General features: G+C 65.7%; 14 protein-coding genes. 9 read left to right on the top strand and 5 right to left on the bottom strand.

Annotation, left to right across the window (positions count from 1 at the left end; all coding sequences use genetic code 11):
- Positions 1-115 precede the first annotated feature (115 nt).
- From ACP7BZ_RS11105 to ACP7BZ_RS11085, 5 genes are read right to left on the bottom strand one after another with little or no spacing between them, the layout of a single operon-like run.
- Positions 116-1,069, bottom strand: coding sequence for a diguanylate cyclase (locus ACP7BZ_RS11105; protein ID WP_426113013.1), 954 nt, complete (start codon positions 1,067-1,069; stop codon positions 116-118).
- The gene (locus ACP7BZ_RS11100) at positions 1,069-4,512 is read right to left on the bottom strand and encodes an ATP-binding protein (protein ID WP_426113011.1); all 3,444 of its coding nucleotides are present in this window, start codon (positions 4,510-4,512) and stop codon (positions 1,069-1,071) included. The genes ACP7BZ_RS11105 and ACP7BZ_RS11100 overlap by 1 nt, the downstream gene beginning before the upstream one ends.
- Positions 4,513-4,515: 3 nt before the next feature.
- A complete protein-coding gene (locus tag ACP7BZ_RS11095) occupies positions 4,516-5,505 on the bottom strand; it encodes an ABC transporter substrate-binding protein (RefSeq protein WP_426113009.1) in 990 nt (329 codons plus the stop codon).
- On the bottom strand, positions 5,499-6,272 hold the full coding sequence (locus tag ACP7BZ_RS11090; RefSeq protein WP_426113007.1) for a PAS domain-containing protein: 774 nt from the start codon (positions 6,270-6,272) through the stop codon (positions 5,499-5,501). Before ACP7BZ_RS11090 ends, ACP7BZ_RS11095 begins: the two co-directional genes overlap by 7 nt.
- Complete coding sequence (locus ACP7BZ_RS11085) at positions 6,269-7,093, bottom strand: alpha/beta fold hydrolase (RefSeq protein WP_426113005.1); 825 nt, start codon at positions 7,091-7,093, stop codon at positions 6,269-6,271. Before ACP7BZ_RS11085 ends, ACP7BZ_RS11090 begins: the two co-directional genes overlap by 4 nt.
- A 452-nt stretch (positions 7,094-7,545) precedes the next feature.
- On the opposite strand from ACP7BZ_RS11085, the gene ACP7BZ_RS11080 reads away from it, so the two are divergent.
- The 9 genes from ACP7BZ_RS11080 to epsG all read left to right on the top strand — a co-directional run bounded on the left by ACP7BZ_RS11080 (position 7,546) and on the right by epsG (position 17,285).
- Positions 7,546-7,863: a DUF6519 domain-containing protein gene (locus tag ACP7BZ_RS11080; protein ID WP_426113110.1), complete on the top strand. Its 318-nt coding sequence runs from the start codon at positions 7,546-7,548 to the stop codon at positions 7,861-7,863.
- A gap of 226 nt (positions 7,864-8,089) precedes the next feature.
- Complete coding sequence (locus ACP7BZ_RS11075; protein WP_426113003.1) at positions 8,090-9,328, top strand: DUF4124 domain-containing protein; 1,239 nt, start codon at positions 8,090-8,092, stop codon at positions 9,326-9,328.
- A gap of 839 nt (positions 9,329-10,167) precedes the next feature.
- Positions 10,168-11,397: an XrtB/PEP-CTERM-associated polysaccharide biosynthesis outer membrane protein EpsL gene (gene epsL / locus ACP7BZ_RS11070; protein WP_426113000.1), complete on the top strand. Its 1,230-nt coding sequence runs from the start codon at positions 10,168-10,170 to the stop codon at positions 11,395-11,397.
- On the top strand, positions 11,387-12,793 hold the full coding sequence (locus tag ACP7BZ_RS11065) for an undecaprenyl-phosphate glucose phosphotransferase (protein WP_426112998.1): 1,407 nt from the start codon (positions 11,387-11,389) through the stop codon (positions 12,791-12,793). The genes epsL and ACP7BZ_RS11065 overlap by 11 nt, the downstream gene beginning before the upstream one ends.
- 13 nt (positions 12,794-12,806) lie before the next feature.
- Complete coding sequence (locus ACP7BZ_RS11060; RefSeq protein ID WP_426112996.1) at positions 12,807-13,262, top strand: hypothetical protein; 456 nt, start codon at positions 12,807-12,809, stop codon at positions 13,260-13,262.
- A complete protein-coding gene (locus ACP7BZ_RS11055) occupies positions 13,243-14,151 on the top strand; it encodes an EpsD family peptidyl-prolyl cis-trans isomerase (RefSeq protein WP_426112994.1) in 909 nt (302 codons plus the stop codon). The genes ACP7BZ_RS11060 and ACP7BZ_RS11055 overlap by 20 nt, the downstream gene beginning before the upstream one ends.
- Positions 14,148-14,936 (top strand): polysaccharide export protein EpsE, encoded by a 789-nt coding sequence (gene epsE, locus ACP7BZ_RS11050; RefSeq protein ID WP_426112992.1) that lies wholly within the window; start codon positions 14,148-14,150, stop codon positions 14,934-14,936. Before ACP7BZ_RS11055 ends, epsE begins: the two co-directional genes overlap by 4 nt.
- Complete coding sequence (gene epsF, locus ACP7BZ_RS11045) at positions 14,933-16,342, top strand: chain length determinant protein EpsF (RefSeq protein ID WP_426112990.1); 1,410 nt, start codon at positions 14,933-14,935, stop codon at positions 16,340-16,342. The genes epsE and epsF overlap by 4 nt, the downstream gene beginning before the upstream one ends.
- A gap of 40 nt (positions 16,343-16,382) precedes the next feature.
- Complete coding sequence (gene epsG / locus ACP7BZ_RS11040) at positions 16,383-17,285, top strand: chain length determinant protein tyrosine kinase EpsG (RefSeq protein WP_426112988.1); 903 nt, start codon at positions 16,383-16,385, stop codon at positions 17,283-17,285.
- The last annotated feature ends 13 nt before the right edge of the window (positions 17,286-17,298 follow it).

The following is a 17,298-nucleotide window of genomic DNA, read 5'->3' as shown; positions in this document are numbered from 1 at the left end:
GCCGGAGCCCGCGCACGCAACTGAGCACGTAACTGAGCACGTAACTGAGCACGTAACTGAGCACGTAACTGAGCGTGCAACCGAGCGTGCAACCGAGCGCGTCCGGCAAACCCGCTCAAGCCAGATCGAGCACGCTGCAGACGCGCCCGCGCCCTTCGCGCTTGGCACGGTACAGATAGGTGTCGGCGGTCAGCACCAGGCTGGCAGCTGTTTCGGCCGCGCCCTGCTGCAGCATGCTGGCCACGCCGATGCTGACGGTGACGATGCCTTGCGGAGCATCGAGGTGGGGCAGCGCCAGCTGGCGTACCGCCTGCTCGATCTCGACCGCTTTGACTGCTGCGCCTTCGCGTCCGGTATCGGGCAAGATGCAGGAAAATTCCTCGCCGCCGTAGCGCGCCGCCAGGTCGTGCGGGCGCCGCATTGCCGCTTTGATGGCGCCGGCAACGGCGCGCAGGCAGACGTCGCCCTCCTGGTGGCCATAATGGTCATTGAAGCGCTTGAAGTGATCGACGTCGATCATCAACAGCGACAGCGGCTGGCCGCTGCGGCCGCAACGGCTCCACTCGGCGCCCAGCACCTGGTCGAACTGGCGCCGGTTGGCCACCCCGGTCAGGCCATCGACCAGCGCCATCAGACGCAGCAGGTCGGACTGGCGCTTGAGGGTGAGCTGGGTCTGCACGCGGGCGCGCACCACGGTGGCGTGAAACGGCTTGGTGATGAAATCGGCACCGCCGACGTCGAAGCCCTGTACCTCGTCGAGCGGGTCCGAGTTACCCGTCACAAAAATAATCGGGATGTCGCAGCTGCGCGGGTCGTGCTTGAGCGTTTCGCACAAGGCATAGCCGCCGATGCCCGGCATGACGACGTCGAGCAGGATCAGGTCGGGTGTGCGGCGCGCGCAAAAGGCGAGGGCGTCGGCGCCGTTGACGGCCATGCACACTTCGTAGCGGTCCTGGAAAATGGCATACAGCGTCTGAATATTGCTGGGCTGGTCATCGACCACCAGCACCAGCGGGGCATTCCTGGTGTTGCCAGTCAGGCGGTCGCTGACATAGTGGAAATCTGTCATCAAATCAAATCCTTGCGCAGCGTCCGGCTGCAGGTGACGGCGGTCTTGAAATCGAGTTGCGCCATGGCCATGGCCAGCGGCTGCAACTGCAGTCCCAGTTGTGAACCAAAATTGCCTTGCAGTTTAACAAACACCGCGCTGGCGCGCATGTTTGATTCGGCCAGCAGCGTTTCCAGCTCTTCCAGCGCGGCCGGCAATTCGCTCAGCGCCGCCGCCGGCAGCACTGGCGGCGCCGGCCGGTTGGCCTGTTCGATCAGCTGCAGTTCGAGCACGATATCGTCGGTGATCGCAGCGAGTTCATGCAAGGCGGCGGTGCAGTCGAGCTGGGCGGGTGCGCTGCGCAGTTGCTGCTCAAGCGTCGCGGCCAACTGTTGCAGGGCGTCGGCGCCGACCAGCCCGGCGCTGTTCTTATAAATATGCAGGCAGTCAGCGGCGGCGCGCCAGTCGGCCTGGGCAAACAGGCTGCGCAACTGCGGCAACAAAGCGCTACTCTGGCTGGCAAAGCCATCGCTGGCCGTAAAGTAGACCTCGGCGTTGCCGCCGACGCGGCGCATGGCGCCGGCGTAATCAATGCTGGCCGCGCCAGCCGTACTAGCCGTACTAGTTGTACCAGCCGTACCCGCTGGGCCATGCGCCGCCGTCGCCCCGGTTGCCGCTGCGGTGGCCGGCAGCGCTTGCTGGCGGCAGTGCAGCAGCAGCACCGCTACCATGTGATCGAGATCGATCGGTTTGTTGATGTGGTCGTCCATGCCAGCCGCCAGCGAGCGCTCGCGGTCGCCCTGCATGGCGTTGGCCGTCATCGCCAGGATCGGCATGCGGCTGGCGTGGGTGCCGGCGGCGCGGATGGCGCCGGTGGCGGCATAACCATCGAGGTCGGGCATTTGCACATCCATCAGGATGGCGTCGAACTGTGCTGACGGCGCCAGTGCCAGTCGCAGCGCGGCCTGGCCGCTATCGGCTACCGTCACCCGGGCGCCGCGCATCACCAGCAGCTCGCGCGCCACCTGCAAGTTCAGTTCATTGTCGTCGACCAGCAGAATCTGCAGGCCGGCCAGCGGCAGCGACGCCGCTGCACCGCCGCTGTAAGGCTGCTCGAGCGGCACGGCGCCAATGCCGGCGCTGTGCGCTGGCGCTGCCGGCAGCGGCAGCGCAAAGCGGAACACGCTGCCGGCGCCGGGCGTGCTGTCGACGCTCAGCTGGCCGCCCATCAGCTGCACCAGCCGCTGGCTGATCGCCAGCCCCAGGCCGGTGCCGCCGAAGCGGCGCGTGGTCGAGGCTTCGGCCTGGCTGAACGGATCGAAAATCACTTCGATCTGCTCGGGCGCGATGCCGATGCCGGTGTCGCTGACGGCAAAGGCGATGGTGCCGTGCTCGCCCTGGGCGATGGTCACGCTGACGCTGCCGGCCGCGGTAAACTTGATGGCATTGCCGGCCAGATTGATCAGCACCTGGCGCAGGCGCAGGGCGTCGCCGCACAGGCTGGCCGGCAGACCCGGGTCGATGCGGATGAGCAGGTCGACATCTTTGTCGCCGATCAGGCCGCCCAGCACGCTGGACAGTTCGCTGGCCAGCTGGGCTGGCTCGAACGGATGGATGTCGAGGATCAAGCCATCGGCCTCGATGCGCGAGAGGTCGAGGACGTCGTTGAGCAAAGTGAGCAGCGAGCGGGCGGCCGCCAGCGATTTGCCGGCGTAGTCGCGTTGTATCTGGTCCAGTTCGGTGTAGGTGAGCAGTTGCAGCATGCCGATCACGGCATTCATCGGCGTGCGGATTTCGTGGCTCATATTGGCCAGAAAGTCGCCCTTGGTGCGGCTGGCCGCCTGCGCCGCATCGCGCGCGGCGATCAGTTCCTGCTGGCGCTTCTGTTCCGGACCGACATCGCGCGCCAGCCCCAGAAAGCCGATCACCTTGCCACCGGGCGCCGTCACTGCGGACACCGTCAGATTGACGGGCAGACGGCCACCGTCGCTGCGACAAAAGGTCCACACCTGCGAATCGGAGCCGCCGCCGCGCACCGGCGCCAGGACGACGTCGGCGAGCCTGTCAGCTGGGATGGGGTGCGCCTGCGCAGCGGCGCGCGCGCGCAGTTCATCGGCATCGTGCAGCACAGCGAGACTGCTGCGGCCGATCAGCTGGGCTGCTGTGTAACCGAGCATGCGTTCGGCGCCGGCGCTAAACAGATCGATGGTGCCATCGAGGTCCATCAGAATGATGGCCACATCGCGCGCCGCATCGACCACGCCGCGCAACCGCGCCAGCGCCGCCACCTCGCCCTGTTCGGCCTGGCGCAGGGCGCTGATATCGCTGACGAAGCCATACAAGCCCTTGACCACGCCGGTGGCGCCGTCGACGTCGGGGATATACGAAAACAGCACCTGGCGGATGCTGCTATCGGCCATCGCCACTTCCGCCTCGAACAGCGTGGGCTGGCCCTGCAGCACCTGCTCGAGCCGCGCCTGGTGCGTGGCAAAGCGCTTGCGGCCAATCAGCTCGGCCATGGAACGTCCGCGCATCGCTTCGGGCGCCATACCCAGCCAGTCGAGCGCGGCGCGGTTGGCGAAGCGGTTGATCAGGTGGCGGTCCCAGTACACCACCAGCGCCGGCGTATGGTCGACGATTGCCTGCAGGTCGGCGCGCGTGCGGTGCAGGGCGCGCACGGTGTCTTCGAGCGACTGCTGGGCCTGACGGGTGGCGGCGATTTCCTGGGCGCTGCTGGCGCCGCTGCGTTCGAGCTGACCGGTCATCGCATCGAAGGCGTGCGCCAGATAGCCCAGTTCATCGAACGACTGCATGCCTGAGCGCGCCGCCAGGTTGCCGGCGCCGACCTGTTCCATTGCCAGGGTCATGCTGGCGATGGGGCGCAGGATGCGCCGGCGAATCGCCACGCAGCCCAGCGCGATCAGGCTGGCCAGCAGCACCACGTTGACCAGCATCAGGGCCAGCAACTGGTAATGGGCGCTGTCGAGCGCTGCGCGGCTGATGCGGGCGAGGGCGAAGGCATCGTCCGTCATGGTCTGGGTGGCCAGCAGCAGCGCACCGATCACCGGCGCCGCCGATGCGCGCTGGGTGCCGGCCGCCAGCAGCGGCGCCACCCCGGGCGCGGTGAGGGTGGCGTACAGGCGGTCGATGACGTCGAGATTGCTGCGTTCGCGCGCCTGCAGCGACAGCGCCGCCGGCGTGCCCGCTGACAGGGCGTCGAGCGCGCCCCGAAAGCTGTTGACGCGGCGGCGCCACTGTTCGTCGGTGCGGTCCTGCTGGTACAGCGCCGTTTCGATCGCCAGATAGCGGAACTGGCTGACGGCGCGCGCCACCGCTTCGGCCCTGGCGGCCTGCGCCGCCTCCGCCTTTACCAGACCGCTGGCGTAGCCGGTGATCGACAGGCACACCAGCACCGCCACCGCAGTGACGATCATGAACCAGCTGGTTTGGCGGCGTAGCGTCATCTGCTATTCGATCAGGGTGACGGCCGCTGGCGCCACCGCCGTCAGCGGGCGCACATCGAGCGCGTCGAGGTAATTCGGCGCCGGCGCGGCGGCAAGCAAGCCTTTGCGCACGGCCCAGCGGGTCTGGTCTTCCAGCGACAGCAGCAGCGACTGGTCGAGCGAGAGCGCGAAGTCGTCGGGGTGGAACGGCGCCAGTTGCGCATCGCGCAAACCGACCGCAGCGCCGATCAGCGCCTGCGCCGGCGCCGGCTGCGCCTGAATATACTGGACTGCCTGTGCCAGCGCCAGCAGGGTGCGGCGCATGGCGTCGGGATGGGCGTCGATGTGGCTGCGCTTGCCGACCAGCAGAAAGCGGAACACGAACAGGTCGGGGATGCGCATGACGACGGCGTTGCTGCCCTGCTGCTGCAACATGTTGGCCAGCAGCGGATTCCAGGCAGTGACGGCATCGACCGTGCCGGCCTGCAGGGCGCTGCCGAGCTGGTCGGGCGGCAAATCGATGATGGCGCGCGGCGGCGCCGGCAACTGGCCGGTACTGATCATCAGGTCGAGAAAATACTGGGCGTTGGTGCCGCCGATGGTGCCGACGGTCTTGCCGCCGATGTCGGCAAAGGCGCCGATGCCGCGGTCGCGCCGGCCTACCAGCGCCATCGCCTGGCGCGAGGCGAACACGGTGGCAATCGCGACAATCGGCGCACCGCCCCGGCTGGCCAGCATGAACGGCACATCGGCCACCAGCGCCAGGTCGGCCTGGTCATCGATGACCGCCTGCAGTGCCTGTTTGCCGAGGGTGGTCGAGCGCACCTTGACGTCGAGCGCCTGGCGCGCAAACTCGCCATGGTCGCGGGCGACAAAAACGGCGCCGCTACTGAGCTGGGTGGGGACGGCGATGGTCAGCGTCAACGGCGCCGGCGCTGCCTGCCAGCGCCATGCCAGCGCCGCGCCGGCCAGCAACACCATGGCGAGCATCAGCAGGTGACGGCGTTTTAGCATGGCGGCGCCGCACCCTGTTCGACCATGAAGCAGCCATCGACGATGCCGGCGCTGTCGCGGCTGCTCAGGTAGGCGACGTGCCAGGCGCTGGCGCTGCCGCTGACGTCGCTGATGACGTCGCTGCTGACCAGCGGCGCTGGCACGCTGCCGTTTTCGCCGCGCAGGGCCGCCTCCAGCGAGTGGCGGTGCTGGGCGCAGGTGGCGGCATCGAACACTTCGTGCCAGGCACAGTTTTGCAGGCTGGCCAGGCTGCGGCCGGCCAGCACGGCAAAGCGGCTGCTGGCAAAGCGGCAGCGCGCCGCCAGGTCGAAGAAGGCGATGGCCTGGCCACTGGCGTCGGCCACGCGCTGGGCAAAGCGCTGTTGCACTTCGGCCAGTTCGGCACTCGCTTCGCTGCGGTTGCGCGATTTGATCAGCTCCGCTTCAAAGCGGCTGCGCTCGTGGGCGACGAACAGCGCCCACGCATAGCAGGGCGCGCCGGCGAGCACGCTGCGGCCGATATTGACCATCACCGGCAGCCGTTCGCCCGCGTGGGTGCGCAGGTGCAGGTAAATTTCGCGCACCTGGCCGTCGCGCATGAGCATCGGCCACAAGTGCGTCTGCAGGAAAATCCGGCTCGCTGGCGGCAGCATCTGCTCTACCGCCGCCGGCGGCGCGCTGCCGCTGGCGCTGCCGAGGATGTGCAGCAGTTCCTGGTTCATCTGCAAGATCCTGCCGCTGTGGTCGGTGTGCAGGATGGCACAGGGCAGCTGGTCGAAGGCGATCACGCGGCGCGCGCCGCCACGGCTGGGGCAGGCAAGAATCCGCGCATCGCCGCCACCACCTGCTCGGGGTGGCTCATGTGGGCGCAGTGGCCGGTGACATCGAGTACCTGCAACTGGCTGCCGGCCAGCTGGCGGTGCACAAATTCGCCCACGGCCATGGGCGCTAAGGTGTCTTCGCGGTGCTGCAGGATCAGCGACGGCACGTTGACCTTGACCAGGTCGCTGCGGTTGTCCGAAAAAAAGGTGGCGCGGGCGAACAGGCGCGCCGCATCCGGATCGGTTGAACAAAAACTGGCGGCCAGTTCGCGGCCGGTGCTGTCTGCCTGCGGCGCGCCGGCGATCACCGGCGCCAGGTAGTTGGCCCAGCCAATAAAATTGTGGTCCATCAGTTCGAGCAAACCGTTGAGGTCTTCGCGCTCGAAGCCGCCCTGGTAGGCGGGCGGGTAATTCAAAAAGCACGGCGACGGCCCCAGCAGGATCATTTGTTCGAACAGGCGCGGCCGCGCGATCGACGCCAGCCAGCCGATGCTGCAGCTGACCGAGTGGCCGACAAAATGGACGCCTTCGTGCAAGTCGAGGGCGTCGCACACCGCCAGCAGATCGTCGACGTAGCCGGCCAGGGTGCTGTAGCGCTCGCGGTCGGTGGGGGCGGCGTCGGCACCGCTGCCGGCGTAGTTGAACAGCACCTGGCGGTAGTGGCCTTCGAAGGCCGGGGTGATGCGGCGCCACATGTCCTGGTTGCAGCCAAAACCGTGCGCATACAGGATGGTGGGGCCGGGGCCGGCAATGTCCGTGACCTGGTGGCGCGCGATGAGTTGGGACATTGGCGTTCCTTGCCTATCGGGGTGGGCGCACGGAAAGGTGCGTTGCAGCGCGCTGGCCGGGTTGGTGCACCAGCTTGCAAGAAACCTCGGTATGGGGAGGCAGTGAGTGCGGATAAAACCTGCGTCGAAGCGGGCCGATCAAGCGCCTGCAACTTGGTTGGGCGGCAACAAACGCCGGCTTATCAATTCTAGACCAGCGGGCGATCGCTGACAACCGAATGTTCCTTATTGCAACACTTAAATGGCTTGCTTGTTGCCTGCCGCAGGGGCGCTGGCGCGGGGGGCGCCGCCATGGCTGCCGACACGGGACAGGCACCGCGCGCTGCCGCGCGTGCCCCCCCTGCGTCAGGCAGCGCCGCGCGCTAGCACATGATGCAAGTTTGCTTTTTTAGAAATATCTAATGGGCTATTAATCAGTATCAAACTCAGAGCGATTCACAGGCGGACCAGCAATACAGCCCGGCAGCCATCGATGCCGGCATTCGGCGCCGCCCACCTTTGTCCTCGAAGATGGCGTGCGCATCGGCTCTGCCGCTGAGGCTCAATTTCGTACGGGCGACTACTGGCTGTTCCCGGCGCGCACGGCCAGCGGCGACGTCGAATGGCCGAGCAGCGAGGTCGCTGGCCAAAGGCAGGCGCAGCTGCAAGAGCCGGATGGCGTGACCCATCAGCTGGGGCTGCCGGGCACGCTGGCGTTCAGGGATCGCGCGTGGCAGGTCGGCGACTGCCGCTGTAGCGTGGCGGCCGCTGGCTTGGCGAGCTGCCCGTGAGGTGGTAGTCCATACCGCCATCTTCATCAATGGCACCGGCGCCACGGCGGCTGTCTGATGTTGTCGCAATGGCAGCGTCTTACTGCGATTGCCGCGCTGTAAATGCCGGAAAATGGCGGATTGACGTCAATCTGTTGCGCTTGCAACCAATATTTCCATGAGAAAATATTTCTACCTTCGCTTTTGGCATAACATTGCCGCACGGAAAATTTTTTTTGGAATATCTATGTCTGTCCTATTGAGTGCACGCTGCGCCGCCAGCCGCGTTGCAAACGATTTTCGCCGTCGCGCGGCCGTGCCGGCAGGCCTGGCCGGTTTGCTCTCGCTTGCCGCCTGTGGTGGCGGCGGTGGCGGTGGCGACGTCGCTGCAAGCGCTTACAAGCCCAGTACACTTGTCGAAGTTGCCACCGTTGTAACGCCAGCAGCAGCGCCGTCGGTGTCTGCAGCGTTGGTTGCGCCGACGCTTGCCGCGGCGATTGTGGCGCCGGCGCTGCCCGTTGCAACCGCGGCGCCAGCCAGTACCACGGCCACCCTGGCGCCGGCGACCGCGGTCAGCGAGGTGAGCTTCGCCGCCAGCAGTTTCTGGTACGCTGCCATCCCTGCCAATGCACCGCTGCACGCCAATTCCAGCGGATTTGTTGCCGAGTTTTTGCGTCAGAAAAAGGCCTATTACGGCACTGTCAATATCAATACCTCGGCTTACGCCAGCCCTGTCTATTTTGCCGCTGCCGACACGCCGACCGCCAAAGTCGGGTTTTCGAATTGTCAGAATAAATCGTATCCGGAGCCAGCGCTGGAAGCCCAGTGGAGCGCAGTACCGATCCCGGCGTTTGCCCTGCCCGCCGATGGCACCGACGCCGAAATGACGGTGTACCAGGCGTCGACCGATACCATGTGGGAATTTTGGGTGACGCGTGCCACGGCTGGCGGCTGGCAGGCTTGCTGGGGCGGAAAGATGAGCAATGTCAGTCACAGCGATGGCACCTGGCCCTTTCCGTACGGCACAACCGCGACCGGCTTGCCCGTCGTTGGCGGACAGATCACTGCCGAAGAGCTCAGCCGCGGTGAGATCCGCCACGCCATCGGCATTTCGCTGGTCGATACCGAGACCGCCTCGGTGGTGTCGTGGCCGGCGCGCCGCTCGGATGGCTACAATCCACAGGGTGCGCCCAACCGCATACCGGAAGGCTTGCGCTTTCGCCTCGATCCCGCCATCGATGTCGAGGCGCTGTCGATGAGTACAGCGGGCAAGATCATCGCCAGGGCGGCGCAAAAATATGGCTTCGTGGTCTGGGACAAGGCGGGCGCCTTGTCGATCCGCGCGCAAAACCCGAAGTCGTACACAGCACTGGGCAAGCCCGACCCCTACGTTGCGCTGTTTGCCGGACAGCCGGCCTACGCGGTACTCAATGGCTTTCCATGGGATCGCCTGCAATTTTTGCCGAAAGATTTCGGCAAGCCGTAGATCCTCCGATCTGCCGCGCCGTGCGCCTGGTGCTTTACCGGGCGTGCCGCTGATGAGGGCATCGGCGCCCGGCAGGCGCGCCAGGATGCTGGCGGCAACCATTTTGCTGAAATATAAAACTTGTTGTCATATAAAACTTGCTACATTATAAAACTTGCTGCCATATAAAACCGCCTTTCGAAACTTTCGAGACTTTCGGCGCGTTCACCGCTAACTCCGGAAAACCCCCAGCGCCGCTCTGAGGAAGCCATCGGCGCTGTCGATCCGATTGCCGTCAATGGCCCAGCGCCAACCCAGGTCATTGGCCAGACGATCAGGGCGCAGGTGCGCTCGCCAAAAATCGACTGGCCATCGACAGGCACACCTCCTCACGCTCGTGCAGCCCCAGCCTGCGCCGGCGTCACAACAGCCGGTCGACGGCGGCGCCGTCCCTATCCCTCTGCTGATCGCTGGTCGAGCAACTTGGCGCCGCATGTTAAAAATGAAGTGCCAGCGCTGTCCGGACTTGACGGTGAAAGCGCCAAACTTTCCCTGGGCGTGCGTTCCCGTACATAGCCAACAATGGTTCTCGACTAGTATTTACATGTCGATTGGAAAACATCCAACGACCTTGTCCACGCGGCGTACGCAATATAGCCACAGAGCCGTACTTACATCCGCAGTGAGCGTCGGCGTCCGGTCCCCGGTGCGCTTTCACCGCCTCGAACGATTGACAGTGCTGCCGGGTGCAGTGCACCGGGCCCAATCAAACCGCGAATGTGCAGCAGTTGTTGCATTCTTTTTTAGCACGCTGGGCCCGCTGCCAGCCTTTGTGCACCCCCAAGAATGGGACTTTGCTGATGAAGCTTGATTTTTTCGTTGCCGCCCTCGGTTGGCCGCCGTCGTTCCCCCCAAGCACGCGCTTGCTGCGCGGCATCCTGCAACTCGGATTGCTGGCGAGTATACCTGCGCTGGCCGCCCCCGGCCAGGTGCTGCGCCCCTACGTCGGCTATGGCTTCGGCCAGGACGACAATGTGCTCGGTGCGGGCGCAACGGGCGATTCGGTGTCATCGTCTTCCCGCCGTGCCGAGGCCGGTGTGCTGTTCGACAAACGGATCAGTCAGCAAGCGCTGTCGGCCGCCCTGCGCTTTAACCGCACCACCTATGCGCAACTGCCGGAACTGAACAATGATGGCAAGGACTTGCTGCTCAACTGGAACTGGCATGTGGGCAATCGCCTCGACGGCAATATCGGTGCCACCTATGTGCAGTCGCTGGCACCGTTCGTCAACTTCCACGGCCGCGAGCGCAACCTGCGTGTCGAACGGCGCGAGTTTGTCGACGGCGGCTGGCTGCTGCACCCGAGCTGGCGCGTGCGCGGCGGCTTCACACGCGACACGCTCGCCTACGAGCTCGATACGCAGCAGGCCGGCAACCGGGTCGACAACGTCGGCGAAGCCGGCCTCGACTACCTGGCCCGCAGCGGCAGCACCATCGGCACCCAGCTGCGCCACACGCGCGGCCAGTTCCCCAATCGGCAACAGTTCGGCAGCTTGTCGGTCGATAACAGCTACGACCAGAACGAGCTGAAAGCCAAGGTCAACTGGCTCATCAGTGGCAAGACCCAGTTGCTGTTTCTGGGCGGCCTGGTGCAGCGCAAGCATGACGAATTCCCCCTACGCGATTACCGCGGTTTTAATGCGCGCCTGAACGGCAACTGGCAAACCAGCGCCAAGCTGGGCGTGGCGGTGGCCGCCTGGCGCGAGATCGGCGCGCTCGATGACATTACTGCCAGCTACACGCTCAACCAGGGCGCCAGTGTGGGCGCCACCTGGGACTTGACCGACAAGCTGCGCCTGGACGGCCAGCTCAGGCGCGAGACCAGCGATTACAGCGGCAGCGCGGCATTGGCGGCCATGCTGGCCGAACGGTCCGACACCGTGCGCCGCGCCACCGTCGCCCTGGTCTACCAGCCCAGCGCGCACCTGCGCCTGAGTGCGCAAGCCTACCGCGCCGAGCGCCATTCGACCCTGGCCGGCAACAGCTATCCCACCTCCGGCATACTTTTCACTACGCGCTATGAGTTCTGAACGCATGCACGTCACCAGCGTCAGCGACATTCCCTTGCTGTCCTACTTCAAGCGCGTACTCGATCCGCTGGTGATCCTCGGCACCCTGGTTTTGCTCACCAGCCTGTACCGTGAGCCGTTTTCCGGGCATTACCTGGTGCTGGCCATCATCGCCTTCTTCGTCGCTGCTTTTTTGCATGAACAGATCGGTGCGCACCGCCACTGGCGCAGCGGCCGCCTGCTGGCCTTTGCCCGTGATATTTTTTTCGGCTGGGCGGTCTTTGTGGCCATCATCGCGCTGATCGGCTACGCCACCGGGTTTGCTTACCAGTATTCGGCGCCGGTGATCGGCTGGTGGTTCATCGTCACCCCGTTTGCCCTGGTGGCGGCCCACCTGGCCTTGCGCAGATATGCGGCCAAGCTGCATCGGGGCGGACCGCTGCGCTCGGTCGTCATCGTTGGCGCCAATCAGACCGGTCTGAAGCTGGCCAAGCGGATTGCCGACTCCCCCGACCGCATGATGGAAGTGCGCGGCTTTTTCGACGACCGCGCCAGCGTGCGACTGGCGCCACCGACCCAGATCGCCTTGCTGGGCAAGATGGCCGACATCGGCGCCTACGTGCGCGAGGCTGGCATCAATGTCATCTTTATCAGCCAGCCGATGTCCGCGCAGCCGCGCGTGCGCCAGTTGCTCGACGAGCTGCAGGACACCACCGCGTCGATTTATTTCCTGCCCGACATGGTCACCTTCAACCTGATGCAAGCCCGTTTCGACGAGGTCGGTGGCATGCCGGTGGTGGCCATCTGCGAGACCCCATTCTCCGGCGTGAACAGCCTGGTCAAGCGCGCCAGCGACATCGTCATCGCCGCGCTGGTGCTGCTGCTACTCTCGCCGGTGATGCTGGGCATTGCCGCCGCCGTCAAGTTGACCTCCGCCGGCCCCGTCATCTTCCGCCAGCGCCGCTATGGCCTGAACGGCGAGGACATCGTGGTCTACAAATTCCGCTCGATGGCGGTGTGCGAAGACGGCGACCGCGTCACCCAGGCGCGCCAGGGCGATGTACGGGTGACCCGGCTGGGTGCCGTGCTGCGGCGCACCTCGCTCGATGAGCTGCCACAATTTATCAACGTGCTCGAGGGCAGTATGAGCATCGTCGGCCCGCGCCCCCACGCGGTCGCCCACAACGAGCAATACCGCGGCCTGATCAAGGGCTACATGCTGCGCCACAAGGTCAAGCCAGGCATTACCGGCTGGGCCCAGGTCAACGGCCTGCGCGGCGAAACCGACACCCTCGACAAGATGGCGGCGCGGGTCGAATTCGACCTGGACTACCTGCGCAGCTGGTCGCTGTCGCTCGACCTGTGGATTATTTTGCGCACCGTAAAAGTGGTGCTGGGACGACACAATGCATATTAGCCAGGGAGCAGCAATGCGCATCATCACCTTCACGCTGGCAGCGCTGCTGCTGGCCGCCGGTACTGCCAGTCGCGCCGGCGCTGCCGAGACGCCAGTCGCGGTGATCCGGCTGACGTCGCCGGTAGAGGCAGGCGCCACCGATGGCGCCAGCACGACAGCGCCTGCCGCTGCCGCTGCACTCCTGCAGCCGCTTGCCGACCCCACCGAGCGTCTGGGCGACGGTTCGTTCGCCACCGAAGCGGCCGCCATGTGGCAGTTGCCGGCCGGCGGCGCCGCCCTGATGCCGCTCTCGGCGCGCACGCGCTACGGCGCGCTGGTGACGGCGCCGCTGCTACCGGCCTCTGGCCCGGTGCTGCTGCTGTTGCTGGGCTGTCTGATCTATCTGGGGCGCAGTCGCCAGCACGGGTTTTCCCTGCGGCCATCGCGCAGCCTGCTTGCACGGAGCGACCATGCGCCGACCCGTCGCTAGCGCGCTGGCCAGGCCCGGCGCGGTCGCCGCCACAGCCGCGCTGGCCACGCTGGCCATGACGGCCACGCTGGCCGCGCTGGTCCTGGCGGCGTGCGGCCAGTCCGCCAGCGCCGATGCCAAGGCCGTCCGCTCGTTGCCGCTGGCCAGCGTCAACGATGTGCGCATCAGCCTGCTGGCGGCGGCCGACGCCATCCGCGCGCCTGGCGACCAGGCACAGCTGGAAGCCTTGATCGACAAGCAGTTGCTGCAAGAAGAAGCCATCCGCAACAAGCTCGACCGCAATGCACTGGTGCTGCAGGCGATCGAACGGGCCAAGACCGACATCCTCGCCAAGGCCCAGCTGCAAAGCAAGGTGGCGGCAGCGGCGGCGCCGACCAGCGCCGAAATCGCCGCTTACTTTAGCGCCCACCCGCAACTGTTCAGCGGTCGCAAATTCTTTTACATCAAGGAGCTGGTGCTCGACAGCAAAGACTTTACGCCGCAACTGCAGCGCCTGGTCGAAGGCGTCCGCTCGATCGAGCAGGTGGCGCGCTGGCTCGATGCCCGCAAGGTGCCGTACCAGCGCGACCAACAGGCGCGCAGCAGCGCTGAACTGGCGCCCGAAATGCTGGCCCAGCTCGACGGCATGCGGGAGTTGACCCTGTTCGTCGTCAAGGCCGGGCCGAACACCATGATCGATGCGCTGCAGGGCGTCAGCCCCAGCCCGGTGACGGCAGCGGCGGCGGTGCCGCAAATCGACGCCTTCCTGCGCAACAAGCAGCGCCAGCACATCAGCGAAGCGGAAATTGCCCGCCTGCGCAAGCTGGCGACGATCACCTACTTCAATCAGCAGCAAGCCACGGCGCCCTTGGTCTCGGTCGGCGCGCCCCATAACCAGGAGAAACAATGAACAAGATGGTCATCGGACTTACTGCACTGTTGCTCAGTGCAGTCTTCAGCTTCGCCAACGCCGAGGAGGTCTTGCTGGGCCCCAGCGATGTGGTGAAAATTACCGTGTATGGCAACCCCGATCTGACGCTGGAAACCCGCGTCAGCCAAAGTGGCACCATCAGCTTTCCGCTGCTGGGACAGGTCAAGGTCGGTGGTCTGGCGGTGTCGGCGGCTGAGGCGAGGCTCGCTGGCCTGCTGGTCAGCGGTGGCTTCGTCAAAAAGCCCCAGGTCAACATTCTGGTCACCGCGCCGCAAAGCCAGCTGGTATCGGTGCTGGGGCAGGTCAACAAGCCGGGCCGCTATCCCGTCGATGGCAAGCAGGGCTTGATCGACATCCTGGCGCTGGCCGGCGGCGTGCTGCCTGACGGCGGCGACATTGTCTATCTGATCCGCAAGCGCGACGGCAGCAGCACCAAGGAAACCGTCGACCTGGTCAAGATGATGCGGGCGGGCGACCTCAAACTGAACCTCGATCTGGTCACCGGCGACGTCGTCTACGTCGAGCGCGCTGCGCGCTTCTACATCTATGGCGAAGTACAAAAGCCCGGTGCTTACCGGCTCGAATCGAACATGACGGTGCAACAGGTGTTGTCGCTCGGTGGCGGGCTGACCCCCCGCGGCACCGAGCGCGGCATGCGCATCAAGCGCCGCGACAGCGCCGGCAACATCACCGAGCTGCGCGCCAAGCAGGGCGACCTGGTGCAGATCGACGACGTCATTTACGTCAAGGAGAGCCTGTTTTGACGCCCGCCCAATTTCTGCTGATCTTGCGCGCGCGCTACCGGATTGCACTGTTGCTGCTGTTGCTGACGGTAGCCGCCGCGCTAGTGGCCACCCTGCTCAGCCCGAAAACCTACAAGGCCACCACCGCCCTGGTGCTCAATTACAAGGGCAGCGATCCGGTCACCGGCCAGGCGATGGCGTCCCAGCTATTGCCCGGCTATATGGCCACGCAAATCGAAATCGTCGGCAGCATGAGCGTGGCGCTGAAGGTGGTCGATGCGCTCAGGCTGGCCGAGGGCGCGCTGGTCAAACAGCGCTTTCTCGACGCCACCGACGGCGCCGGCAATGTGCGCGACTGGGTCGCTGCCGGCTTGCTGTCCAAGCTCGACGTGGTGCCGGCGCGCGAGAGCAGCGTGCTGCAAATTAGCTACACGGGGCGCGAACCGCGCATGGCCGCGCAGGTGGCCAATGCCTTCGCCAGCGCTTACCAGCAAACCAGTGTGCAATTAAAAGTGGAGCCGTCGCAACGCACCTCGGTGTATTTCAACGAGCAGGTCAAGCTGTTGCGCAACAAGCTCGAAGTGGCCCAGCAGCGCCTGTCGAAGTACCAGCAGGACAATGACATTGTCAGCACCGACAAGAGCCTCGACGTCGAATCGGTGCGCCTGAATGAACTGTCGAGCCAGGCAGTGGTGGCGCAGGGCCAGGCGATGGAAGCCTCGGCCCGCCAGCGCCAGGCGCAGGGCAGTGGCGGCGCGCAGTCGCCCGATGTGGCCAACAATCCGCTGATCCAGAACCTCAAGCTGGGTCTGGGCAATGCCGAATCGAAGTTCGCCGACGTCGCCCAGCGCCTGGGCACGAGCCATCCCTTGTACCAGAGCGCCAAGGCGGAAGTGGACCAGCTGCGCTCTGAACTGAAGCGCCAGCTGCGGGTGACCTCGAACGCTGTCAGCGCCAATGCCGCCATCTTGCAGCAGCGCCGTGGCGAAGCCGCCGCCGCCCTGCAGGGGCAAAAAAACAAGGTGCTGCAACTGAACCGCACGCGCGATGAATTAAACGTGCTGGGCAGGGAAGTCGACAGTGCCCAGCGCGCCTATGACACGGTCGCCCAGCGGTTGACCCTGACCAATATCGAAGCGCAGGCCAACCAGTCGGACGTCGCTGTGCTCACTGCAGCGCTGGCGCCGCTGAAGCCGTCGGGGCCAAAGGTGCTGCTCAATCTGGCGATCGGCGTGATCGCCGGCACCCTGCTGGGCCTGGGTGGCGCCATCATGCTCGAACTGTTCGACCGCCGCGTACGCTCGGCGCACGACCTCGACATTGCCGGTCTGGCCGTGCTGGGCACCATCAAGCGCGTGCCTGCCGCGCATCGCCTGGCGCGCTGGCCCGACTTTGGCCGCAGCGCCGCCAACCGTATCGCGGGCTAAGTGTGCATCGTCCGCCTGCTCCACCTTGAAGGGACCCCCCATGATCACCAATGACATTCCTGTGCGTTCCAGCGACGCTGCCGCCGCCGCTGCCGCCCCCGCCGGCGCCGCCCAGCGCGCCCTTGGCGCCATCCTGGTCGACGCCGGCCGGCTGGCGGCAGGCGATACCGAACAGATCCTGCGCCGCCAGCGCGAACACGGCCAGAGCTTCGGTCAGGCCGCCATCAGCATGGGTTTACTGACCGCGGCTGATGTCGACATGGGACTGGCGCGCCAGTTCGATTTTCCCTATCTGCTGCAGGGCGAGAGTGCGCTCAGCGATGAGCTGGTGCTGGCCTATCAACCGTTCGGCGCCCAGGCCGAAGCGCTGCGCCTGCTGCGCACCGAGCTGCTGCAGCGCTGGTTCGGCGTTGCCAGTGGCCGCCATGCGCTGGCCATCACCAGTGCCGAGGCCCAGGATGGCCGTAGTTTTCTCGCCGCCAATCTGGCAGTGGCGTTTTCCCAGCTGGGCAAGCGCACCCTGCTCATCGATGCCGATTTGCGCCAGCCGCGCCAGCACACCCTGTTCGGCCTGCCGAACGGCATGGGCCTGTCGGCCCTGCTGTCGGGGCGGGCCGGACTGTCTGCCATTGTGCCGGTGGGCGGCTTGCCCGGCCTGTCCTTGCTCACTTCGGGAAGCGCGCCACCGAATCCTGCCGAATTGCTGGCCAGGTCATCGTTCGCCCGCCTGCTCGACGAACTGGCGCACGACTACGATGTCGTACTGATCGACACCCCCGCGGCGCTCGACTGCGTCGACGCCCGCAGTGTCGCCGCCAGCGCCGGCGCTGCCCTGGTGGTGGCGCGCAAGGATGCCAGTGATCTGGCGGCGGTGTCGCAACTGGCAACGACGATGAGCGCGGCCGGCATCGCCGTGCTGGGCGCCGTTTTGAATGACTATTGAGCAGCCATCGTGA

The sequence above is a fragment of the Massilia sp. PWRC2 genome (assembly GCF_049896725.1).
Lineage (GTDB): Bacteria > Pseudomonadota > Gammaproteobacteria > Burkholderiales > Burkholderiaceae_D > JAFCUW01.
This window is presented reverse-complemented; position numbering and strand designations above follow the sequence as displayed.